17 protein-coding genes are annotated in these 22,051 nt (G+C 67.5%); 10 read left to right on the forward strand and 7 right to left on the reverse strand.

All coding sequences use genetic code 11. The features are described 5' to 3' along the window. The first annotated feature begins 352 nt into the window (after positions 1 to 352). The 7 genes from pgmG (at position 353) to WDC82_RS23635 (ending at position 10,390) form a co-directional block, all read left to right on the forward strand. Entirely contained in the window at positions 353 to 1,771 is a 1,419-nt protein-coding gene (gene pgmG, locus WDC82_RS23605) for a phosphoglucomutase/phosphomannomutase PgmG (protein WP_340119881.1), read from the forward strand. A gap of 246 nt (positions 1,772 to 2,017) precedes the next feature. Next, positions 2,018 to 3,148: a non-hydrolyzing UDP-N-acetylglucosamine 2-epimerase gene (wecB, locus tag WDC82_RS23610; RefSeq protein WP_340119998.1), complete on the forward strand. Its 1,131-nt coding sequence runs from the start codon at positions 2,018 to 2,020 to the stop codon at positions 3,146 to 3,148. Further along, a complete protein-coding gene (locus WDC82_RS23615; protein ID WP_340119882.1) occupies positions 3,145 to 4,842 on the forward strand; it encodes a glycosyltransferase in 1,698 nt (565 codons plus the stop codon). Before wecB ends, WDC82_RS23615 begins: the two co-directional genes overlap by 4 nt. Continuing rightward, complete coding sequence (locus WDC82_RS23620; protein WP_340119883.1) at positions 4,829 to 6,202, forward strand: NAD(P)/FAD-dependent oxidoreductase; 1,374 nt, start codon at positions 4,829 to 4,831, stop codon at positions 6,200 to 6,202. Before WDC82_RS23615 ends, WDC82_RS23620 begins: the two co-directional genes overlap by 14 nt. Beyond that, on the forward strand, positions 6,199 to 7,182 hold the full coding sequence (locus WDC82_RS23625; protein WP_340119884.1) for a polysaccharide deacetylase family protein: 984 nt from the start codon (positions 6,199 to 6,201) through the stop codon (positions 7,180 to 7,182). The genes WDC82_RS23620 and WDC82_RS23625 overlap by 4 nt, the downstream gene beginning before the upstream one ends. 26 nt (positions 7,183 to 7,208) lie before the next feature. Next, on the forward strand, positions 7,209 to 8,975 hold the full coding sequence (locus WDC82_RS23630; protein ID WP_340119885.1) for a hypothetical protein: 1,767 nt from the start codon (positions 7,209 to 7,211) through the stop codon (positions 8,973 to 8,975). A gap of 119 nt (positions 8,976 to 9,094) precedes the next feature. Beyond that, on the forward strand, positions 9,095 to 10,390 hold the full coding sequence (locus tag WDC82_RS23635; RefSeq protein ID WP_340119886.1) for an FAD-binding oxidoreductase: 1,296 nt from the start codon (positions 9,095 to 9,097) through the stop codon (positions 10,388 to 10,390). On the opposite strand, the gene WDC82_RS23640 is transcribed toward WDC82_RS23635, so the two are convergent. The 6 genes from WDC82_RS23640 to WDC82_RS23665 all read right to left on the reverse strand — a co-directional run bounded on the left by WDC82_RS23640 (position 10,387) and on the right by WDC82_RS23665 (position 17,666). Beyond that, positions 10,387 to 12,000: a GMC family oxidoreductase N-terminal domain-containing protein gene (locus tag WDC82_RS23640; RefSeq protein WP_340119887.1), complete on the reverse strand. Its 1,614-nt coding sequence runs from the start codon at positions 11,998 to 12,000 to the stop codon at positions 10,387 to 10,389. The two genes, WDC82_RS23635 and WDC82_RS23640, sit on opposite strands and share 4 nt — an antisense overlap. Positions 12,001 to 12,012: 12 nt before the next feature. After that, a complete protein-coding gene (locus WDC82_RS23645) occupies positions 12,013 to 12,873 on the reverse strand; it encodes an ABC transporter permease (protein WP_340119888.1) in 861 nt (286 codons plus the stop codon). 14 nt (positions 12,874 to 12,887) lie between these two features. Next, positions 12,888 to 13,757 carry an ABC transporter permease gene (locus tag WDC82_RS23650; RefSeq protein ID WP_340119889.1) on the reverse strand — a complete coding sequence of 290 codons (870 nt, stop codon included), beginning with the start codon at positions 13,755 to 13,757 and terminating at the stop codon, positions 12,888 to 12,890. Then, on the reverse strand, positions 13,754 to 14,872 hold the full coding sequence (locus WDC82_RS23655; protein ID WP_340119890.1) for an ABC transporter ATP-binding protein: 1,119 nt from the start codon (positions 14,870 to 14,872) through the stop codon (positions 13,754 to 13,756). The genes WDC82_RS23650 and WDC82_RS23655 overlap by 4 nt, the downstream gene beginning before the upstream one ends. An 89-nt stretch (positions 14,873 to 14,961) precedes the next feature. Continuing rightward, on the reverse strand, positions 14,962 to 16,038 hold the full coding sequence (locus WDC82_RS23660; protein ID WP_340119891.1) for an extracellular solute-binding protein: 1,077 nt from the start codon (positions 16,036 to 16,038) through the stop codon (positions 14,962 to 14,964). A 146-nt stretch (positions 16,039 to 16,184) separates the two neighbouring features. Next, complete coding sequence (locus WDC82_RS23665; RefSeq protein WP_340119892.1) at positions 16,185 to 17,666, reverse strand: PLP-dependent aminotransferase family protein; 1,482 nt, start codon at positions 17,664 to 17,666, stop codon at positions 16,185 to 16,187. A 129-nt stretch (positions 17,667 to 17,795) separates the two neighbouring features. Here WDC82_RS23665 and WDC82_RS23670 point away from each other — a divergent pair, with 129 nt between their 5' ends. Together WDC82_RS23670 and WDC82_RS23675 are read left to right on the forward strand one after the other, a co-directional pair. Continuing rightward, positions 17,796 to 18,902: a mandelate racemase/muconate lactonizing enzyme family protein gene (locus WDC82_RS23670; protein ID WP_340119893.1), complete on the forward strand. Its 1,107-nt coding sequence runs from the start codon at positions 17,796 to 17,798 to the stop codon at positions 18,900 to 18,902. A gap of 4 nt (positions 18,903 to 18,906) precedes the next feature. Next, the gene (locus WDC82_RS23675) at positions 18,907 to 20,397 is read left to right on the forward strand and encodes an aldehyde dehydrogenase family protein (RefSeq protein ID WP_340119894.1); all 1,491 of its coding nucleotides are present in this window, start codon (positions 18,907 to 18,909) and stop codon (positions 20,395 to 20,397) included. A gap of 26 nt (positions 20,398 to 20,423) precedes the next feature. Here the strand turns inward: WDC82_RS23675 and WDC82_RS23680 are convergent, their stop codons facing one another. After that, the gene (locus WDC82_RS23680) at positions 20,424 to 21,287 is read right to left on the reverse strand and encodes a sterol desaturase family protein (protein WP_340119895.1); all 864 of its coding nucleotides are present in this window, start codon (positions 21,285 to 21,287) and stop codon (positions 20,424 to 20,426) included. Between the two features lie 84 nt (positions 21,288 to 21,371). Between WDC82_RS23680 and WDC82_RS23685 the strand changes: the two genes are divergently transcribed. Continuing rightward, complete coding sequence (locus tag WDC82_RS23685; protein ID WP_340119896.1) at positions 21,372 to 22,046, forward strand: metalloregulator ArsR/SmtB family transcription factor; 675 nt, start codon at positions 21,372 to 21,374, stop codon at positions 22,044 to 22,046. Positions 22,047 to 22,051: the final 5 nt, after the last annotated feature.

Raw genomic sequence — 22,051 nt, forward strand, 5'->3', positions numbered from 1 at the left:
GGGCTCGATCCGCGCGTAGGCCTCGCGCAGAATGTAAACCGATTGCGCTTCCAGTGCGTCCAGATGGTCCATAACGGCGACGGTCCTTAACTTCCGAAAAATTGCTGCAGGTGGGACAGGCCCGTCCGCAGGCCGATCATGCAGGCAGCATTCCTGGGGGCAGGGGAAATGTCACGCCTTTCATTGGGGTTAGCATAGTGGGGGTTGCCCCCCGACCGGGAGGCGGCATTAACCATGGAGCGGCGCGGGGAACCGGGCTCGTTTCTGCAAGTCGTTGCAGAGTCGGCCGGATTTGGTTTAGCTGGTGGCTCTCCCGGGGGGCCTGACAGCCGGAAACTATGATAGAGGCACTATGATACTCGCCGATCCGGCCGTGCCGCGCGCCGCACCGCACCGCTTCGACCCCTCGGTCCTGCGCGAATACGACATCCGCGGGGTGGTCGGGCAGACGCTCGACACCGCCGATGCCGAGGCGCTGGGACGGTCCTTCGGGACCCTGGCGTGGCGCCGCGGCGCACGCTCGGTGGCTGTCTGCTACGACGGCCGGCATTCGTCGCCGCGGCTGGCGGAAGCGCTGGCCGGCGGGCTTGCCGCCAGCGGCATCGACGTCGTCGAGATCGGCCGGGGTCCGACGCCGATGCTCTACTTCGCCGCCCACACTCAAGGCGTCGACGGCGGCATCATGGTTACCGGATCGCACAACCCGCCGGACTACAACGGCTTCAAGCTGACCTTGCAGGGGGCGCCGTTCTTCGGCGAGGACATCCAGGAACTCGGCGCCATCGCGGCGACGGCGGACTACGAATACGGTACCGGCACGGTCGAGCGGATATCGGTCTTCGATGCCTATGTCGCGCGCATCCTGGAGGCCGTCGCCGGCGAGCGTCGCCTGAAGGTCGCCTGGGACGCCGCCAACGGTGCCATGGGAGAGGCCATGGCCGCGGTGGCGGCGCAGTTGCCCGGCGCGCACATCCTGCTGAACGAAACCATCGACGGCGACTTCCCCAATCACCACGCCGACCCGACGGTGCCCGAGAACCTGCGGCAGCTGCAGGCCGTGGTGCTCGCCGAGGGCTGCGATCTCGGCATCGCCTTCGACGGCGACGGCGACCGGCTGGGGGTCGTCGATTCCCAGGCCCGTATTCTCTGGGGCGATCAGATCCTACTGCTGCTGGCCCGCGACGTCCTGAAGCGGAACCCGGGGGCGACCATCATCGCCGACGTGAAGTGCAGCCAGGTGCTGTTCGACGGCGTCAGGGCCGCCGGCGGCGTGCCGCTGATGTGGAGCACCGGCCATTCCCTCATTAAGGCAGAAATGAAAAAGCGTGCGGCGCCGCTGGCCGGGGAGATGAGCGCCCACCTGTTCTTTGCCGACGGCTACTACGGCTATGACGACGCGCTCTACGCCGCGGTGCGGCTGCTGTCGATCTTGCAGACCTCGGGCGAGAGCCTCGCCGATTTCCGCGATTCCCTGCCGCCGGTGGTGAACACGCCGGAGATCCGGGTGCCTTGCCCCGAGGACCGCAAACGGGCGGTGGTGGAGGAGATCAAGGGCCGTCTCATCGCCGCCGGTGACGTGCTGAACGATATCGATGGTGTCCGGGTCTCCCAGGATGGCGGCTGGTGGCTGCTGCGGGCGTCGAACACCCAGGACATCCTGGTGGTCCGCTGCGAGGCGCCCGACGCCACAGGTCTTGAAAAACTGAAGGAAAGGGTGCGAGGGGAACTTCGCGCCAGCGGCCTCGAACTGCCCATCGAGGCGGCGGAATGATAGCGGCAGCAGTTTTCATTGCCTGGTCCGGCGTGGCGCCGTAAGCGGCGGAAATCCTCAGTTAACCATTTAAGCCCAGTATCCAACCGGCTTTGAAGCAGGGGCAACCCGACGCAGGGCGCCTGCCGGCGCCATGAGCCTTGTGCGCGCTTCATGGTTTGGCTCAATCAGGGTATATTCTACGCGGGCGTCAGAATTTCGGGCCAGGGGTACATGACCACACGCTTAGCCGCTGTGGGGGGCGTTATGCTTGTCGCCGGTACGAGACCGGAGATGATCAAGCTCGCACCCATCGTGCGCCAACTCGTTGCGCGGAACGAGTTGCCGGTGACGCTCGTCTCGACCGCGCAGCAGGCCGATCTGCTGCCCGCCTTCGTCGACCTGATGGGTGTGAAGCCGGACCACGAGCTGAACGTCATGCTGCCAGGCCAATCGCTGGGCAGCCTGCTGGCGCGTGCCATCGCGGCCCTCGATCCGGTGATCGGGCAGGTGGTGCCGGATCTGGTTGTCGTGCAGGGCGACACCACCACGGCGCTGGCCGGCGCCCTGGCGGCGCGCATGCGGGCGGTGCCCGTTGTCCACGTCGAGGCAGGCCTGCGCAGCGGCGATCGTGCCAACCCCTACCCGGAAGAGGATAACCGGCGGCTGATCTCCCAGGTTGCCGCGTTGCATTGCGCGCCGACTCTCGGCAATCGCGACGCGCTGCTGGCCGAGGGCATTGCCGCGCGCGATATCGTCGTGACAGGCAATCCGATCGTGGCCTCGCTGCGCGACACGCTGCGGCACAACGGCGCGGGCCGTGAGATCACCGAAGTGCTGGCGCAGATCGAGGGCTTGAAGCCCATGGTCCTGACCACGCATCGCCGCGAGAGCCTGGGGGCGACCTTGACGCGGAACCTCCGGACGCTGCGCGCTTTCGTCGAGCAGCACCCGGACGTCGCGCTCATCGTGCCGGTGCACCTGAATCCCGAAGTGAAACGCACCATCGAAGCCGAACTCAGCGCGGTGGAACGCATCAGCCTGATCGCCCCCCTCGACTACGCTTCCTTCCTGCACCTGCTTCGATCCGCCTGGCTCGTCGTCTCCGATTCCGGAGGCGTGCAGGAGGAAGTGGCCAGCCTCGGCAAACCGCTGTTGATCCTGCGCAGCACGACCGAGCGCCCGGAAGTGGTCGCCTGCGGGGTCGCGAAGATGGCGGGAGAATGGCCCAGCCAGCTCGCCGAACTGCTGAGCGACAGGCCGGCTCTTGAAAGCTGGATGGCGACGGTTGCGGCGGTTCGCAATCCTTTCGGCGATACGGAAAGTCCCGCCCGGATTGCCGAGGCCATCACCGCCTATCTGTCCGTGCCGGCCAAACGCGTGGGCGCGCTGCTATGAGCGGCGAAGCGGAAGGCGGGCGGCGTCACATTCTGACCGTGGTCCTGGAGGACTACTTCCAGGTCGGCGCCTTCAGCCAGCTCATCCCGAGCGGCTACTGGGACCGCTTCGAAACCAACCTGCAGCGCGACGCGGAGAGAGTCCTGGCGTTGCTGGAGGAGACCGGGAACCGTGCCACCTTCTTCACCTGCGGCTGGATCGCCGACAACCACCCGGAGATCCTCCGCCGCATCGCCGATGCCGGGCATGAGGTAGCCTGTCAGGGCTATTTTCACCACGCCATCGGTGAACTGTCCCCTGACGATTTTCGGGCCGATGTCAAGCGCTCGCGGCGAGCGGTCGAGGACGCGACGGGACAGGCCGTTCGCGGTTTCAGGATCGGGCGCGGCTGGATCGGCCCGCAGGATCTCTGGGCGCTGAATGTGCTGGCAGAAGAGGGCTTCGCCTACGATTCCAGCTGCCGCGCCGTCGGTGGCGACCGTGCCGGCGCCGTTGTGCACCGCCATGCCACGGCCGGCGGCAGCCTGTGGGAGGTGCCGCCGTCGGGTCTTTCCCTGCTGGGACGGCCGCTGCTGCTGAGCGGCGGCAACTACCTGCGGCAGCTGCCGGACTGGCTGGTGCGGCCGCGCGTGGACCGCTGGGTGTCGTCCCATGCCGAGCCGCTGGTGCTCTATTTCCACAGCTGGGAGATGGAGGCCGGGCAGCCCCGTATTGCGGCGGCGACCCTGCTGCAACGCCTCCGGCACTACCGCAATCTCGAACACATGCCGGACAGGATCCGCTCCTATCTGGCGCGCTACGCATTCACCTCGGTTGCCGATCATCTGGGTCTGGCGCCGGCCGCGGTCGAGCCGTTGGCGGAAGCGGGACCGGCAGTGCGCGCGGCGGGGCAGGGGGCTGCTCCGGCCGCTGCCGCCCGGGCGCGCCTCAGCCTCGTCATTCCCTGCTTCAACGAAGCCGAGACGCTGCGCTACCTGCAGAAGACCCTGCGGCGTTTCGCCGAGAAGAGCGCGCCGCTGTTCGACTTGGACTATGTGCTGGTCGACGACGGCAGCAGCGACGCGACCTGGGAGCTGCTGCGCGCGTACTTCGGCGGCGAGCAGGGTTTCAAGCTGGTTCGCCACGAGCGGAACCAGGGCATCGCCGCGGCCCTGATCACCGGGTTTCGCCACGCGCGCGGCGACTATGTGGCGGCGCTCGACGCCGACTGCACCTTCGCGCCGGAACAGCTGCTCGAGATGATGGCGATGATGACCGACGCGGTCGACGTTGTCGTCGCGTCGCCGGCGCACGCGCAGGGGGTGATGCAGGCGGTGCCGGCCTGGCGATCGCTGCTGTCGCGCGGCGCGGCCTTTCTTCACCGCTGCGTCTTCCGCAGCAAGCTGACGAGCTATACGAGCTGCTTTCGCATCTATCGGCGCAGCGTGCTGCAGGATATCGCCGCCTACGATCCGGGGTTCTGCGGTGTGACGGAGATTCTCGGTCGCCTCGACCTTGCGGGCTGCACCATCGTCGAGTTCCCGGCCGTCCTGGAGACGCGCCTGCTCGGCCGTTCGAAGATCAAGGTGGTGCGGACCATGGCCGGTCACCTGAAGCTGGCGGTCAGGCTGGCGCGGCTGCGCTGGCTGGGCCGGCCGCTGCCGCTGCCCGCCGCTGAGATGAAGATCTCCTATGCCGACAATGACCGCACGTGAAGCGGCGCAACCGGCGCCCGACATGGCGGAGGCGCCGTGCCGCTGGGCCGTCGTCGGCGGCGGCATGCTGGGGCTCACCCTGGCGCTCCGCCTGCATCAGGCCGGCCAGCGCGTCACCGTGTTCGAGGCGGCGCCGAGTTTCGGCGGCCTCGCCTCCGCCTGGCGGGTCGGCGACGTCGTCTGGGACCGCTACTACCACGTGATCATGCAGACGGATGCCCGCCTGCGGAGCCTGCTTACCGAACTCGGCCTGGAGCGGGACATCCGCTGGGAAGTCACCCGGACCAACTTCTACACCGGCCGGTCGATGCACCCGTTGAACAATGTGTTCGACTACCTTCGGCTGCCAACCCTCGGTCCGCTCGACAAGGCGCGCCTTGCCGCGACCATCCTCTACGCCTCGCGCATAGAGGACGGACGTCCGCTGGAGAAGCTCAGCGCCGCGGCCTGGCTGACACGCCTGTCGGGAGAGGCCACCTATCGCAACCTCTGGCAGCCCCTGCTGCGGTCCAAGCTGGGCAGCAACGAAAGCAAGGCGTCAGCGGCCTACATCTGGTCGGTCATCCGGCGCTTCTACGGCGCCCGGCAGGGCGGCATGCAGAAGGAGATGTTCGGCTACGTTCCCGGCGGCTATGGACGCATCCTCGAGGCCTTGCTGCAGCGGCTGGAAGCCGCAGGCGTCACGCTGCAGGTCAACGCGCCGGTTACTTCTGTAGGGCCGGTCCCGGGCGGCCTGACGGTCAAAACCGGCGAAGGCGTTCAGCGCTTCGATCGTGTCGTCAACACCTGCGCGGCGCCCATCGCGCTGCAAGCCTGCGAAGGGCTGAGTGCCGACGAGCGCGCGCGGCATGCGGCGATCAAGTACCAGGGCATCGTGTGCGCCTCCCTGCTGCTGACACGGCCGCTGGGCGGCGCCTACCTGACCTATATCACCGACGAGAGCATTCCCTTCACCACGGTGATCGAGATGACCTCGCTGGTCGACCGCGCGCTGACCGGGGGAAAGCATCTGGTCTACCTGCCGCGCTACCTGCCGGCGGACGACCCGCTGCTCGACGTGGCGGACGACGAGATCGAGGCGCGCTTCCTGCCGGCGCTGATGCGCATGTTTCCCGACCTCAAGCGCGACGAGATCACGGCCTTCAAGGTGACACGGACGCGCCATGTCCTGGCGCTCTCGACGCTCGACTACAGCGATCGGCTGCCGCCGATGGCGACCGCGCTGCCCGGCCTTTTCATCGTCAACTCCGCCCAGATCGTGAATGCCTCGCTCAGCGTGAACGAGACGGTGAATCTCGCCAATGAAGCGGCGGCGATGCTGCTGTCGCAGCCGGCCGTGGCGGGAGCGGCGGCGCGATGACCGCCGGGACGAGAGCGCAGCCGGCGGCGACGCTGTCGCTGGATCTGGACAATCTCTGGTGCTATCAGCGCAGCTTCGGCCTTGCCGGCTGGCAGGACTATCCGTCCTTCGCCGAGCGGGCGCTGCCCCGGATCCTCGCGATTCTGGACCGGCTCGACCTGCGGCTGACCCTCTTCATCATCGGCCGGGATGCCGAGCGTCCATCGATCCGCGGGCTGCTCGGCGAGGCTGTGGGGGCGGGGCACGAAGCCGCAAACCACTCCTACGACCACGATCCGGAGATGCTGCGGTGGGCGCCGGAGCGCATCGGTGACGACATAGCGCGAGCGGAAAACGCGATCGTGGCGGCAACGGGGCAACGGCCGCACGGCTTCCGCGGGCCGGCCTTCGCGGTCTCGCCGCGCATGCTGGAGGTGCTCGTCGGGCGCGGCTATGCCTACGATGCGTCCAGTTTCCCGAACAGCCTGGGCGCGCTCGCGCGTTCCTATCACCGCCGGCAGATGTCGCGCCTGGCGTCCGGCGCGCCGCGCACCGAGCCTGCCTACGGCGGTCTCGCGGAGGCTTGGCAGCCTTTGCGGCCCTTTCGCTGGTCGTTGCCCAAAGGCGCGCTCGTGGAAGTGCCGGTGACGACGATGCCGATCCTGCGGCTGCCGTTTCACGGCACCTATCTGCACCACCTGGCCGACCGCTCGCCCGGCTTGGCGCGGGCTTATTTCCGCGCGTCGCTCGGCCTCTGCCGGTTGCGCGGCGTGCCGCCGTCGCTGCTGCTGCATCTCACCGATGTGATCGGTCATGACGATTGCCCCGGACTGGACTACCTGCCGGGGATGCGCCGCAGCGGCGCGCAGAAGGCGGCTTTCCTGGAAGGCCTGCTGGCGGCCTACCGAGACACTTTTCGCGTCATGCCGACCGGTGGCTTCATCGATGCCCTGCAAGCGCGGCAGCCCCTGCATCACGTTTCCCTGGCGGCCGTCTCGTGACCGCGCTGACGCCCCGGAAGCCGAGCATGGGGAGTGGCGGCCCTGACCGCCTGGCCGCGGCGCTGGCCGCCGGCGAGTGGCGCGCCAGCATGTTCTGCTTCCTGCTGCTGGTCGCCTTCTACCTGGCGACGGCGGCCGGCAATCTCAGCGAAACCGACGACGTCTACGCCTTTGCCTATCGTGCCGAGCACTTCGACCTGGCGCGGCTGTCGGATCCGCGGCTGATGCTTTACCACGCTGCCATGCGTCTGTTGTTCCTGGGCAGTCAGGCCGTGGGATTGGATCTCGGCGCCCTCGGGCTCATGCGCGCCGTATCGGCGCTCGCGGCCGGCGGATCGCTGCTGCTGATCGTCCGCATCGCCTCCGCCGACCTGAAGCTCGGCCCGACGGTGGCTCTCGCCGCGGGAGCGATCCTTGCCAGCTGCTATGGCTTCTGGCGCTACGCGGCGGAAGCGGAGGTCTATCTTCCGGCGATCTTTCTGATCCTGCTGATCTTCCGCGGTCTCTCGGCGCTCGGCCGTGATATCGGCGTGAGGCCGGACGGGAAAGAGGGGGGCGGGAAAGCGGCGCTGGCCGCGGCGGGGTGGGGGACGCTGGCGGGCCTGGCGATCCTCTTCTATCAGCCGAGCGTTATTCCGCTGTACTTCGCCTTTCCGCTGTTGCTGGCGCGGCGGTCCCACATCGCCGCGCTTTGCGGCTACCTGCTGGCCGGGGGCGTCGTCGTTTGCACGGGCTATGCGATCGGCTTTCTGGTCTATTGGCAAGGTGCGCCCAGCCTGGCCGGCTTCATAACCTTCATGTCGCAGCGGTCGGGTGAGTTCATCGTGCCGCCGCTGTCGCTGCGCACCGTGGCCGTCTCCCTGGTGCGCGCGGCCTTCGCCCTCGGACACGACATCGCGTCGGCCAACTGGATCTTCGCATTCGACCCGGTTTCCGGGGTGATCCAGCGGGCGTTCTCCTACAACGTCATCACCGAGGAGATCTTCCTGGCCAAGCGGGCCGGCGCGCTCGCCTACCTGCCGCTTGCCACGCTGTTGCTTCTGATCGTCCTGGCCGCCGGTTTGCTGGTGAAGCTGTGGCCGCTCTCCCTGGCGCCACTGCGCGACCGGCGGGTGCTGACGCTGGTGGCGTGGGTTGCGGCCAACGGCGCCATCGTCGGGCGCCTGAACCCGGCAGGCGTGGAGGCCTGGATCGTGCTGCTGCCGCCGCTGGTGCTGCTGTTGGCGGTCCTGGTGGTTCAGCCCTACTGCGCCCGGGGGGCGGGCCGCTGGATCGCCGGCTTTGCAACCGTCCTCTTCCTGCACAACGCCCTGGGCGGTATGGCCTTGGTTCAGGACCCGGCCGGTGAGTACGACCGGGTAAAGGGTACCTGGGTCATCGCCGAGGCCGAGCCGCGGGATCTGGTGGTGGTCGCGGGCAACGCCGGGCTGGTGGAAACCCTGCGCTATCTCTCCCGCGCGAAAATTGCGCTGATCTCCGTGAACGACGCACCTAAGCTGGCTGACAGCCTGCGGCAGGACGACCTGTCGCAGCTGCGTGTCCTCACCCGCGGCCGCGACTTCAAAAATTTGCTTCTGCACGCCCTGATCAAGGAGACCGCAGCGGCGGGCGGCCGCCTGATCCTCTTTGAGGACTTTTTCGAACGCCCCCCGAGCCTGCAGGATCGACCCTGGCCGGCTTTCGACCGGGTCCGCGCGTTGCGGGACGCGGCGACAAAGGTCTACGACAGTGCCGGGGCCGGCGCGACCTACATCCTGCCGCTGCCCGCATCCTGGCGTGGCGCAACCCGGTGACGTGCAAAGGACCGCCGACGAGCGAGGTGGACTGCGTAGCCGGTGAGAATGGCCCTTAACCGCAGAACACGTTCCTGCAAGATTCGATACGTCAGGACCGAAGAAACACGGGGAATTTCTTGAAAGACCATTTCACCGCCGACTTCAAGGCGGCACCCTATTGGTGGGAGCGCTCGCCGAGGCCGCAGCTGGAGCAGACTTCGCTGCCGGCCACCGCCGACGTCGCCATCGTCGGCTCCGGGTACACCGGGCTCTGCGCCGCCCTGGAGACTGCCCGCGCGGGCCGCTCGACCGTAGTGATCGACGCCGCGGACGCCGGCTGGGGCTGCAGTGTGCGCAACGGCGGCCAGATCAGCACCTCGGTGAAGCCGGATTTCGAGACCCTGGCGCGCCGCCACGGGGCCGAGGCGGCCTTTGCCATCCTGAAGGAAGGCCACAGCGCCCTGGCCTGGATCGGCGACTTCGTGGCGGCCGAGGGTATTGACTGCGACTTCAAGGTGCCGGGCCGCTTTCACGCCGCCCACAGCCCGCGCCACTACGAGCGTCTGGCACGCGCCATCGCCAACCAGCCCAAGGGCCTGGAAGTTCCGGCCCATGCGGTCCCGCGCGCCGAGCAGCAGCGTGAGTTGGGTACCGAGCTCTATCACGGCGGCGTGGTCTACGAGAAGCACGCCTGCCTGGATCCCGGCCGCTACCACCAGGGCCTGCTCGACCGCGTTCTGGCGGCCGGTGCCAGCGTCGTGCCGCACTGCGCCGTGACCGCAATCGAGCGCGACGGTGCCGGCCATCGGCTGACCACCCGGCGGGGCACCCTGCGCGCGCGCGACGTGGTCGTCGCCACCAACGGCTACACGGGATCGCCGACACCTTGGCTGCGCCGCCGGGTGATCCCCATCGGCAGCTACATGATCGCGACGGAGGCCTTGCCGAAGGCGGTGATGGACCGGGTGATGCCGACCGAGCGCATCGTCAGCGACAGCCGCAAGGTCGTCTACTACTACCGGGCCTCGCCGGACCGCAGCCGGATTCTTTTCGGCGGGCGGGTGACCAGCGGCGAGACGGATCCGCGCCACAGCGGGGTGCTGCTGCGCCGTGAAGTCGTCCGGCTGTTTCCGGAACTGGAGGCGGTGCGCATCAGTCATTCCTGGATGGGCTTCGTGGCTTACACTTTCGACTCCCTGGCCCACGCGGGTACACGCGATGGCGTCCACTATGCGATGGGCTACTGCGGCTCGGGCGTTTCCATGGCGAGCTATCTGGGCATGCGCGCCGGCCAGAAAGTGCTGGGCCGTGCCGAAGGGCGCAGCGCCTTCGACGGCATCGGCTTTCCGACGCGGCCTCTCTACAGCGGCAGGCCGTGGTTCCTGCCCGCTTCGGTCGCCTTCTACCGCTGGCGCGACGCCCTCGGCTTCTAAGCCCGGTTCAGGATCAGGTCGCTCGCCTTTTCACCGACCATCATGGCCGGCGCGTTGGTGTTCCCAGAGGTGAGGGTGGGGAAGATCGAGGCGTCGGCGACGCGCAGGGCGTCGATGCCGTGAACCTTGAGGGCGGGGTCGACGACGCAGCCGCGGGCGTCCATCCCCATGCGGCAGCTGCCCACCGGGTGGAAGACGGTGACGCCGTGGCCGCGAGCGAAGGCGAGCAGGCTCTCGTCGTCGTCGCCGTCGGGGCGCGGCCGGATCTCCTCGGCGATCAGGGCGCTGAGCGCCGGCGTCGCCGCGAGGCGCCGCAGGAAGTGCAGTCCCGCCAGGACGTCCTGGCGGTCCTGGTCGGTGTCCAGATAGCCGGGGTGGATCTCGGGGCTGTCCGTGGGGTCGGCCGCGCGCAGGCGCAGGAACCCGCGGCTGGTCGGCCGGCAGGGCGAGATGCTCATGTTGAAGGCGGCGTAGGGATCCGGGTTCATCAGCGGCCGGGTGCCCGGTGGGGCCTTCAGGTAGCTGAGCGGCGAGAAATAGAGCTGGATGTTCGGCCGGTCGAGGTCCGGCCGGCTGCGGAAGAAGCCGCCGGCCTGGTTGAGGCTGAGGGCCAGCGGGCCGCGGCGTGCCAACAGGTAGTTCATGCCGGCCCAGGCCTTGCCCCACCAGGGATAGAGCTGGTTGTTGAGGGTCGGCACGGTGGTGCGATAGATCAGGCCGACGTCGAAGTGGTCCTGCAGGTGGCGGCCGACGGCGGGGCTGTCGACGCGCGGGGCGATGCCGAGAGCCTGCAGCTCCTCGGCGGGGCCGATACCGGACAGCAGCAGCAGCTTGGGCGTGTTCACCGCCCCGGCGCAGAGGATCACCTCGGCGCCGGCGCGCGCGGTGACACTGTGTCCGCCCTGGCGGTATTCAATGCCGACCGCGCGGCGGCCCTCGAAGAGGATGCGCGTCGCCTCGGCGCCGGTCTCGATGCGCAGGTTGGCGCGCCGGCGCGCCGGCCGCAGGTAGGCCCTGGCGGCGGACATGCGCAGGCCGTCCTTGATGGTCAGGTGGTAGGCGCCGGCACCTTCCTGCTTCGCGCCGTTGAAGTCCGGGTTGCGTGGCAGGCCGGCCTCCTCACAGGCGCGCAGGAAGACCTGGCAGATCGGATGCAGCTCCGTGGTGGGCGCCGCGATGCCGAGCGGGCCGCTGCCGCCGTGCCATTCGCTCTCGCCCCAGGCGTGGCTCTCCATGCGCTTGTAGAGCGGCAGGACGTCGGCCCAGCCCCAGCCGGGATTGCCGGCCGCCTTCCAGCCGTCGTAGTCCTCCGGCTGGCCGCGCACGTAGACCATGGCGTTGATCGAACTGGAGCCGCCCAGCACTTTGCCGCGCGGCCAGTAGCTCGGGCGTCCGTCGAGGGCGGCGACCGGCTCGGTCATGTACATCCAGTTGACCCGCCGGTCGTAGAAGCTCCGCCCGTAGCCGATCGGCACCTGGATCCAGAAGCGGCGGTCGTCGGGGCCGGCCTCCAGCAGCAGGACCCGCTTGCGTCCATCTTCGCTGAGGCGGGCGGCCAGTACGCAGCCGGCCGAGCCGGCACCGACGATGATGTAGTCGTAGCGATCCATGGCGGGGGCGGTTCAGCCGGTGGTGCGGTCGCGCTGGATGACGATTGAGAGCAGGGCCAGCAGTCCGGAGCCGATGATGAGGCAGAAGGAGACGGCATTCAGAACCGGTGTGGAGCCGGCCTTGGCCATGCGGTCGAACATGGTGATGGTCAGGGGCGATTCCGAGCCGACCAGGAACAGCGTGGTGTTGAAGTTCTCGAAGGAGACCAGGAAGGATACGATCCCGGCGGCGATCATCGCCGGGCGCAGGAAAGGAAGCGTGATGGTCGCCAGCACGCGCAGGCGGCTGGCGCCGAGATTGAGCGCCGCTTCCTCCATCGCCGCGTCGAATTTCTTCAGCCGCGCGGTGATGACCAGGGAAGCGATGGTGGCGATGAAGGAGAACTGGCCCATGACCACCAGAAACAGGCCCGGGCGCAGAAAGCCGAGGTCGATCCCCAGGCTGTCGTCGAACCAGTTGGCGACGCTGCTGGCGAGCAGCAGAATCGAGATGCCCAGGATGACGCCGGGGATGACCAGCGGCACGATCATGACGATGTAGAGGAAGTTCTTGCCGGGAAACTCCCGCCGCACGAAGAGAAAGGCGTTGCAGGTGCCGACGGCGACCGCCAGCAGCGACACGCAACCTGCGATAACGAAGGAATAATAGAGGCCGCGCAGCAGGCGCCGGTCGTGAAACATGCCGAGCTTGGGCTCGGTGTCGTTGAAGAACCAGTCGAGGGTGAAGCCCTGCCACGGCAGAGAGGGGAACTGCGAGTCGTTGAAGGCGAAGGTGCCGGCGGCGACCAGCGGCGCCGCGAGGAAGACGAAGAACGCCAGCACGTAGAGCCGGTAGCCGAGCAGAAAACCCCAGTTTCTGTTCCTGTTGAGCATCGCCCCCGTCCCCGTCAGCTCTTCGCCACGGTGCCGGCCAAGGTCTGGCCGGACAGCTTCAGGCCGATCCAGACCACCAGGGAGGTGAAGCCGAGTAGCAGGAAGCCGAATGCGGCACCGGATTCCCAGTTATAGCGCGTGATGAACTGCTGATAGATCGTCTCGGTAAACCAGCTCGAGTATTTGCCGCCCAGCAGGATCGGCGTCAGGTAGGCGCCCGCGGTGAGCATGAAGACGATGATGCAGCCGGAGACGATGCCCGGCATGGCATAGGGAATGATGATGCGGCGCAGGACGGTCAGGCCGTTGCCGCCCAGGTTATAACCCGCCTCGATCATGGCGTTGTCCATGCCGTCCAGGGTGGAGACCAGCGGCACGATCATGAAGAGGATCACCGTGTAGACGAGACCCATCACCACGGTGGCGTCGTTGTAGAGCAGCTCGATCGGGCCGTCGATGAGGCCCATCGTCTGCAGCAATCCCGAGATCACGCCGGTCTCGCGCAGCAGCAGGATCCAGCCGAAGGCGCGGATGAGGTCGCTCACCCACAGCGGGATGAGGCAAACCAGGAAGAGGGCGCCGCGCGAGCGCGGGCCGGCGATCTTGGCGATGTAATAGGCGATGGGAAAGCCGATCACGAGGGCGAGCGCGGTCACCAGCAGAGAAAAGCCGCCGGTGCGCAGCAGGGTGTTCCAGTAGATCGGCTCGTGCAGGAACTCGAGAAAATTGCCGAAGCCGAATTCGTAGACGCGCGGCGCGACCTTCTCGCGCAGGGCGATGACGCCCATGCCGATGTGCGGCAGCACGATGAGCAGCAGGATCCACAGCGCAAAAGGCGCGAACAGCAGGATCAGCGACAGCCGCTTGATGTCGCTCTGGTTCATCGGCCGTCCGCTTGCCGGGTGAAGCACTTGGCCTGTTCGGCGGCCCAGGAAAGCCGGACCGCTTCGCCGGGCTTCAGGTCCTCGCTGCCGCCGGTCAGAGTGACGTCGGCCTCGATCAGCTCGGCTTTGTCCGAGCGCACCAGGACACGGCTGTTGGCGCCGTTGAAGAGCAGGCTGTCGACGGTGCCCGTCAGGCTATTGCCGCTGGCAGCGGGCGCCCCGGCGGCTCGTTCGGCCCGAATGAATTCCGGTCGCACGAAGATCTCGACGGTCTCGCCGTGACGCAAGACCTGGCCGGCGCTGAGCGTGCAGAGGGCGTTGAGCCCCGCCGCGGTTTCGACGCGCGCGCTGCCGCCCGCGACCTCAATGACGCGGCCCGTCCAGCGGTTGGCATCGCCAACGAAGCCGGCGACGAAGGCGCTGGCGGGGTGGTGGTAGAGCTGCTGCGGCGTACCGATCTGCTCGAAGCGGCCATTGTTCATCACCGCGACGTGGTCGGACATGACCAGCGCCTCGGACTGGTCGTGGGTGATGTAGACGAAGGTGGTGTTGAACTGGTGCTGCAGCAGCTTCAGTTCGATCTTCATGGCCTCGCGCAGCTTCAGATCCAGCGCGCCCAGGGGTTCGTCGAGCAGCAGAACGTCGGGGTCCAGGACCATGCAGCGGGCGATGGCGATGCGCTGCTTCTGGCCGCCGGAAAGCTGATGGATCGCGCGCTCGCCGACGTCCGGCAGGGCGATCCGCTCCAGGACGTCGGTCACTTTGCGCCTGATCTCGTCCTTGCCGGTGCCGTTGCAGCGCAGACCGTAGGCGATGTTCTCGTAGACGTTCATCATCGGAAACAGTGCCAGGTGCTGGAACACCATCTTCACGTTGCGCTTGTTCGGCGGCCTGTCGACCACCGACTTCCCTTTGATGCGGATGTCGCCGGACGACGGCTCCTCGAAGCCGGCGATCATGCGCATCAGCGTGGTCTTGCCGCAGCCCGAGGGTCCCAGGATGGAGAAGAACGAGCCGCTGGGAATCCCGAAGGAGACGTCGCAGACCGCGCGGACGGGTCCGAAACTCTTCGAGACCTCAACGCATTCGAGGTCGAAATCAGATGAAGAAGCCATGCTGCGAACTGGACCGAGGATGCCGGGATGAAGAGACGCTGCCCCGGCGCCCTGGGCCGAGGCAGCGTCCCGAACTATAGCACGAGCGATCAGCCGCCGGTCGCGGCCTTGATCTTCTCGAGCGCCTTGCCTTCCATGTCCTCGACACCCGGCGGGATGTTGGCGAAGAACTTCAGGTTCGCCATGTCCGCGTCGGTGAACGCGGCGTTCACGGCGGCCTTCTTGTCTTCGGGCAGCAGGTCCTTGCCGCCCTTCACCGCGGCGGTACCGCCGGTGCTGGCCGACATGATCTTCACGATCTCCGGCTGCAGGACGAAGTTGATCCACTTGTAGGCGGCGTCGTCGGCCTCGCCCTTGCGCGGCAGCACGAAGGTGTCGATCCAGGCCAGGGCGCCGGTTGCCGGCGGAACGAAGACGATGTTGGGGTTCTGGTTATAGAGCTTGTAGGCCGTCGAATCCCAGGTCTCCGAAGCGACCACCTCGCCGGACAGCATGAGGGCCGCCAGGTCGTCGCCGCCCTGCCAGTAGGCTTTCACGTTCTCTTTGCAGGCGATCAGCTTGTCGACGACCTTGTCGAGGATTGCCTGATACTTGCCGAGGTCGGAATAGGCGGCAAAGGGATCCTCGCCCATCGCGAAAGCGGTGCCCAACAGGATGGTGCGCCGCAGACGCATGGAGGTCTTGCCCTTGTACTTCGGATCGCAAAGGTCGGCCCAGCCCGTGATCTCGGGCGCCTTCGACTTGTCGGCCATGATGCCGGAGGTGCCCCACTGGTGCGGCACGGCATAGACTTCGCCTTCGATGGTGGTGTTGGCCTTCACACCTTCCAGCAGTTTCGGCTCCATCACCGAGGTGTCGATCTTCGACAGGTCCATCGGCTTGTAGATATTGTATTCCAGGTGAGCCGCATAAATACGGTCGTGGCTCGGCTGGGCGAGATCGAAGCCGGCGCCGCCGGTCGCCCGCAGCTTGGCGATCATCTCCTCGTTGTTGGAAAGCGTCACCTCGACATCGATGTCGGGGTACTTTTCCTCGAACTTCTGGATCACTTCCTCGGGCGCATAGCCGCCCCAGGTCAGCAGCCGCAGGGTTTCGGCCTGGGCCGGGGCCCCCGCGGTTAAGAAGGTGGCGGCCAACAAGACCGCGGACAATTTTCCTGTTTTCATTCTGTGCCTCCCGGTTCAGACCGGTCGTCCGGGCAGACGCACCGGCAACATGATCGCAAAAGCCTAAGGCATCATTGGACTGCGAAATATATCCACTATCGATATAGGGGCAGTCCAATTAGTCGGGCCGATCGGGGCGGAGCGATTCACCCGGCGAGAGCGGGCAGGGCTCTCAGGGTCTTCACGCCGCGCCTGATCTCCTCCGGCGTGACGCCGCCGAACCCCAGGACCAGCCCCTTGCGGCCGACCGGCGTGGCGCAGTAGCGCGACAGGCCGGCGACGACGATGCCCTTGTCGCGGGCTTCGGCCACGATGCGTTCCTCGTCGGCGGCGTCCGGCAGGAAGCCGACGGTGTGAAATCCGCTGGCGGTCGGCCGCAGATCGATGCGATCCGAAAAGTCCGCCATGGCCTCCACCAGGGCGTCATGCCGCGCCTTGTAGGCCCGGCGCATGAGGCGGATGTGAGTGGCGAAGAGGCCTTCGTTCATGAAATCTGTAACGATCGCCTGGGTCGCCGTGGGCACGCCGCTTAGCCAGGAGGCGCTGACCTCCGCGAAGGTGTTCACAAGGCCGCGCGGAACCAGGATGAAACCGAGCCGCAGCGAGGGAAACAGCGACTTCGAAAAGGTGCCGACGTAGATCACCCGCTCCCGGGTGTCGATGCTCTTCAGGGGCGGCTGCGGCTGGTTGCCGTAGTAGAACTCGCCGTCGTAGTCGTCCTCGACGATCAGGGCGTCGGCGTCCTCGGCCGCCTGCAGCAGCGCGAGCCGGCGCGGCAGCGTCATGACGTGGCCGAGCGGCTGCTGGTGCGACGGCGTGGCGAAGGCGAGGCGGAAATGCGGCGCCTTGCCGAGGCCGTCGGCGACGCTGAGGCCTTCATCGTCCACCGCGACCGGCACGATGCTGGCGCCGCCGGCGACGAAGGCGTTGCGCGCGCCGATGGCGCCCGGGTTTTCGAACCAGACGGGATCGCCGGGGTTGAGCAGCAGAGCGCTGATCAGGAAGAAGGCCTGCTGGGCGCCGGCGACGATGAACACCTGATCAGGACTGCACTTGATGCCCCGGGCGGCGTTCAGGTGGGTGGCGATGGCTTCCCGCAGGCCGTGATAGCCGGAAGGGTGTCCGTAGCCCATGACCGTCTCGCGCCCGGTGCGCCAGTGGCGAGCCGAAAGCCGCGCCCAGTGCGCCATGGGGAAGAGGTCGAGGGCGGGCAGGGCGGTGATGAAGGCCTGCGACTTGTGCGGCAGCCAGGCGCGTGGCGCGAAGTGGCGCTGCGCGTGGGTCGCGGCATGGGACAGGCGCGGCGCGGCCGGACTGGCGTAGCGCGGATCGGCGGTGGGCGCTGTCGCGCGCCGGCCGGACAGCACCGCGCTGACGAAGGTCCCGGCGCCCACGCGCGCCTCCAGCAACCCCTCCGCCGTCAGCCGGTCGAGAGCGTCGATCACGGTGGTGCGGGAAACCCCGATCTCCTTGGCCAGGGTGCGGCTGGCCGGCAGCCGTTCGCCGGGGTTCACGCCGCCGGACAGCAGGATCTCCTTCAGCCCCATGTAGAGCTGGATGCTGATCTTGCGGTCGGTATCGCGGTCAATGCGGATGGACGACAGCAGGGCCCCCGCTTTGGTCTTCATGTCTCTGATCCCCAGCCGAATTGGACTACAAGATCGGCGGCAATGGACCTTAAATCAAGTCCAATTCGGGTTATCGTGGCCGCTGAGATACCGCGCCGCCGCTTTCGGAATCATCCCGCCAGGCCCGTCATGGACATCGCCAGCATCGAGACCTTTGCCAACCAGTTCGTCTGCTTCGTGCGCGTGCGCGCCGACGATGGCAGCGAGGGCTGGGGGCAGGTCGCGCCCTACAATGCCGACATCACCGCGCAGGTGCTGCACCGCCAGGTCGCCCCCTATGCGCTGGGCAAGAGCGCACTCGATATCGACGGTCTGGTCGACACCATTCCCGAGCGCGAGCACAAGTTTCCCGGCTCCTACCTGCGCCGCGCCATCGGCGGGCTCGACACGGCGCTGTGGGACCTGCGCGGCAAGCGCGAAGGCAAGCCGGTCTGCGCGCTGATCGGAGGCACGCCGGGGCGGCTGCGCGCCTATGCCTCCTCGATGAAGCGTGACATCACGCCGGCGGACGAGGCCGAGCGCCTGGGGCGGCTGCGCGACCGCTTCGGCTTCGACGCCTTCAAGTTCCGCATCGGTGCCGAGTGCGGCCACGACATCGACGAGTGGCCCGGCCGCACGGAGGAGATCGTGCCTACCATGCGGCGGGCGATGGACGACGGCGTGGCGTTGCTGGTCGACGCCAATTCGGGCTTCTCGCCAAATCATGCCATCGAGATCGGCCACATGCTGCAGGACAACGGAATCTCGCACTACGAGGAGCCCTGTCCCTATTGGGAGTACGAGCAGACCAAGCAGGTGGCCGACGCCCTGGACATCGATGTGACCGGCGGCGAGCAGGACTGTTCGCCGGTCGATTGGCGGCGGATGATCGCCGACCGCGTGGTGGACATCATCCAGCCGGACATCTGCTATCTGGGCGGGCTCACGATGACGCTGCGCGTCGCCGGACTGGCGGCAAAGGCCGGCATTCCCTGCACGCCGCACAGCGCCAATCTCTCCATGGTCACGATCTTCACCATGCACCTGCTGCGCGCCATTCCGAACGCGGGGAAGTACCTCGAGTTCTCCATCGAGGGCGAGGACTATTACCCCTGGCAGGACGGCCTCTTCGTCGAGGATCCCTACGTCATCGACGGCGGCCATGTGACGGTCACCGACAAGCCGGGCTGGGGCGTCGAGGTGAGCCCCGAATGGCTGGCGCGCTCCTGCTACCAGGTCAGCCGGCAGGACGGCTGAGGCGATGCAGAGCAAGCAGGAACTCGTCGCGCTCGCGCTCTCTGCCGGTACGCTGCCCGGCCTGCCGCAGGGCCATTTCATCGATGGCGCCTCCTCGACTGCGGCATCCGGACGCTCGATGGAGAGCTTCGATCCCGGTCGTGCGGCGCCCTTCGCCGTCTTCGCGCGGGGCGATGCGGGCGATGTGGAAGCCGCCGTCGGCAGCGCGCGGCGGGCTTTCGAGCAGACCTGGCGCGACACCCCCGCCGCGGCGCGCGGGCGGATCCTGCAGCGCGCGGCCGAACTGATCCGCGAGGAGACGGCGCGGCTTGCGGTGGTCGAGAGCCTCGACAGCGGCAAGCCGCTGGCCGAGGCGGAGGGCGACGTGCGCGGTGCCGCGCGGGCCTTCGAATACTACGCCGGCGCCTGCGACAAGCTGCAGGGCGATACTTTTCCCTTAGGCCCCGACTACCTGGGCTACAGCCTGCACGAGCCGGTCGGGGTGGCGGCGCAGATCATTCCTTGGAATTTTCCGATCTCCACCGCGGCGCGCGGCATCGCCCCGGCGCTGGCGGCCGGCTGCGCGGTGGTCGCCAAGCCGGCGGAGCAGACTCCCTTCACGGCGCTGCTGCTGGCCGAACTTCTGAAACGCGCCGGCCTGCCCGACGGCGTGCTGAACGTGGTGACCGGGACCGGGGCCGAGGCGGGTGCGCCGCTGGTCGCCCATCCGGGCATCGACCACGTCACCTTCACCGGCTCGGTCGCAACCGGGATCGGCGTCATGAAGGCGGCGGCCGACAACGTGACGCGGGTGGTGCTGGAACTGGGCGGCAAGTCGCCGGTGATTGTGCTGGCTGACTGTGACCGCAAGGCGGCGCTTGACGGCGTCATGGGGGCGATCTTCGAGAACGCGGGACAGATCTGCTCGGCCGGATCGCGGCTGATCGTCGAGCGCTCCCTGCACGATGGGTTCGTCGAGGACCTCTGCCGCCGGGCCGAGGCGCTGCGTCTCGGCCATGCCCTGCGCGAGCCGCAGATGGGCCCTGTGAATTCCGATACGCAGCTTGGCCGCATCGCCGGCTTTATCGACCGCGCGCGGGCGCGCGGCGTGGACGTCGCCACCGGCGGCGCGGAAACGGCCGACCCCGAGAGCGGCCAGGGCTGGTTCTATCGGCCGACCATCGTCGACGACTGCGCGCCCGACGACGAGTTGGTGCGCGAGGAAATCTTCGGGCCGGTGCTGACAGTGCAGATCGCCGAAGATGCCCAGCATGCGCTGGCCCTGGCCAATGACAGCCAGTACGCCCTGGTCGCCGGCGTATATACCGCCGACTTTGCCAAGGCGCACCGCCTTGCCGCGCGCCTCGACGCCGGTCAGGTCTATATCAACGAGTACTTCGCCGGCGGCATCGAAGTGCCCTTCGGCGGCAACAAGAAGTCGGGCTTCGGCCGCGAGAAAGGGCTGGAAGGCCTGCTCAGCTATTGCCGGACCAAGAGCATCGCTGCGCGCATCTGAGCGCACCGCGGCGGGGGCGGCCGGCGTCAGCCGCCGCGCCGGATCTTGTCAGCTTGCTCTTCTCTGCGGTTGAGGGAATAGCCGCTCGCCGGCCCCTTCACTGGCTGGATCAGCATGCGGTCGAGGCGCAGGTCGCCCACTGTGCGGAACTGTTCGATGCCGATGGTCATGGCCTCGTGGCCTTCCCGCGGCTGCGGCGTGTAGGTGCCGAGCAGGCGGTCCCACCAGGGGAAGTTGAAGCCGAAGTTGCTGTTGGTCTCGTTGGGATGAATCGAGTGGTGCACGCGGTGCATGTCGGGCGTCACCACGAGGAGGCGCAGCACGCGGTCGAGCCCTAGCGGCAGTTTCAGGTTCGAATGGTTGAACATGGCCGTCGCGTTCAGCAGCACTTCGAACACCAGCACCGCCACCGCCGGGGGGCCGAGCGCGGCGACCACCCCGATCTTCAGGCCCATGGAGAGCAGGATCTCGACCGGATGAAAGCGCAGGCCGGTGGTGACGTCGAAGTCGAGATCGGCATGGTGCATGCGATGTAGCCGCCAGAATGCCGGGACCGCATGAAACATCACGTGCTGCAGGTAGATGGCGAGGTCCAACGCCAGCAGGGAGACGACAAAGGCGAGCCAGCCGGGCACCGCCAAGGTGTTGAAGAGGCCCCAGCCGCGCTCCTCGGCGACGAGCGCGAAGCCGACGGCGGCCAGCGGGAAGAGGAGACGCAGCAGCAGGGTGTCGATCACCACGATGCCGAGATTGCCGACCCAGCGCGTGAGGCGCGGAATCGCCCGCCGGCGGCGCGGCACGACCGCCTCAGCCAGCATGAGGGCGGCCAGCACGCCGAAGAAGAAGGCGAGGCGGAGGACCGGCTCGTTTGCCAGCAGGAGGTCGGTCACGGACGCTGCCCTTCCTTGCCAGCGGGCCGCCGGCAATCTATATTCAAGAACTTTATTGAATGATATAGTTTAAGGATGGCAGGGATGTCAATTGGCCCCAAGCAGGCGCTCCTGGCGGAATTCGCCGCCGTGGCGCGCGCGCTGGGATCACCGAAGCGGTTGGAGATGCTGGAGCATCTCGCCCAGGGTGAACGGGGCGTGGAGGCGCTGGCCAAGCGCATCAGTCTCTCTATCGCCAACGTTTCCCAGCACCTGCAGCAGCTGAAGCGCGCAGGCTTGGTCGCCTCGCGCCGGGACGGCAAGTTCGTCCTCTACCGCCTCACAGACGAGCGCGTGGTCATGCTGATGCGGGCGCTGTTCGACGTCGGCGAGCGCAACCTCGCGGAGGTCGACCGCATCCTGCGCAGCCATTTCGCTGAGCGCGACAGCCTGGAGCCTGTGACGCGCGAAGAATTGCTGGAGCGTACGCGCGGTGGCCTGGTGACGGTCCTCGACGTGCGGCCCGCTGACGAGTTCGCGGCCGCGCATCTGCCGGGGGCTGTCAACATCCCGCTGGTGGAACTGGAGGCCCGGTTGTCGGAACTGGACCCGCGACAGGAGATCGTCGCCTACTGCCGGGGTCCCTATTGCGTGCTGTCTTTCGAAGCTGTGGCGGCGCTGCGCGCGCGCGGTTTCAAAGTACGCCGGCTGCAGGATGGCCTGCCGGAATGGCGGGCGGCTGGCCTGCCGATGGAACAGGGCGCAGCCTCAGGCGCCTGACGCCC

The sequence above is a fragment of the Pelagibius sp. 7325 genome (genome assembly GCF_037652055.1).
In the GTDB taxonomy this organism is placed as follows: domain Bacteria; phylum Pseudomonadota; class Alphaproteobacteria; order Kiloniellales; family Kiloniellaceae; genus Pelagibius.

Coding starts and splice junctions, on each gene's coding strand:
- pgmG (WP_340119881.1), top strand. CDS start 353: ATGATACTCGCCGATCCGGCCGTGCCGCGCGCCGCACCGCACCGCTTC.
- wecB (WP_340119998.1), top strand. CDS start 2,018: ATGCTTGTCGCCGGTACGAGACCGGAGATGATCAAGCTCGCACCCATC.
- WDC82_RS23615 (WP_340119882.1), top strand. CDS start 3,145: ATGAGCGGCGAAGCGGAAGGCGGGCGGCGTCACATTCTGACCGTGGTC.
- WDC82_RS23620 (WP_340119883.1), top strand. CDS start 4,829: ATGACCGCACGTGAAGCGGCGCAACCGGCGCCCGACATGGCGGAGGCG.
- WDC82_RS23625 (WP_340119884.1), top strand. CDS start 6,199: ATGACCGCCGGGACGAGAGCGCAGCCGGCGGCGACGCTGTCGCTGGAT.
- WDC82_RS23630 (WP_340119885.1), top strand. CDS start 7,209: ATGGGGAGTGGCGGCCCTGACCGCCTGGCCGCGGCGCTGGCCGCCGGC.
- WDC82_RS23640 (WP_340119887.1), bottom strand. CDS start 12,000: ATGGATCGCTACGACTACATCATCGTCGGTGCCGGCTCGGCCGGCTGC.
- WDC82_RS23645 (WP_340119888.1), bottom strand. CDS start 12,873: ATGCTCAACAGGAACAGAAACTGGGGTTTTCTGCTCGGCTACCGGCTC.
- WDC82_RS23650 (WP_340119889.1), bottom strand. CDS start 13,757: ATGAACCAGAGCGACATCAAGCGGCTGTCGCTGATCCTGCTGTTCGCG.
- WDC82_RS23655 (WP_340119890.1), bottom strand. CDS start 14,872: ATGGCTTCTTCATCTGATTTCGACCTCGAATGCGTTGAGGTCTCGAAG.
- WDC82_RS23660 (WP_340119891.1), bottom strand. CDS start 16,038: ATGAAAACAGGAAAATTGTCCGCGGTCTTGTTGGCCGCCACCTTCTTA.
- WDC82_RS23665 (WP_340119892.1), bottom strand. CDS start 17,666: ATGAAGACCAAAGCGGGGGCCCTGCTGTCGTCCATCCGCATTGACCGC.
- WDC82_RS23670 (WP_340119893.1), top strand. CDS start 17,796: ATGGACATCGCCAGCATCGAGACCTTTGCCAACCAGTTCGTCTGCTTC.
- WDC82_RS23675 (WP_340119894.1), top strand. CDS start 18,907: ATGCAGAGCAAGCAGGAACTCGTCGCGCTCGCGCTCTCTGCCGGTACG.
- WDC82_RS23685 (WP_340119896.1), top strand. CDS start 21,372: ATGTCAATTGGCCCCAAGCAGGCGCTCCTGGCGGAATTCGCCGCCGTG.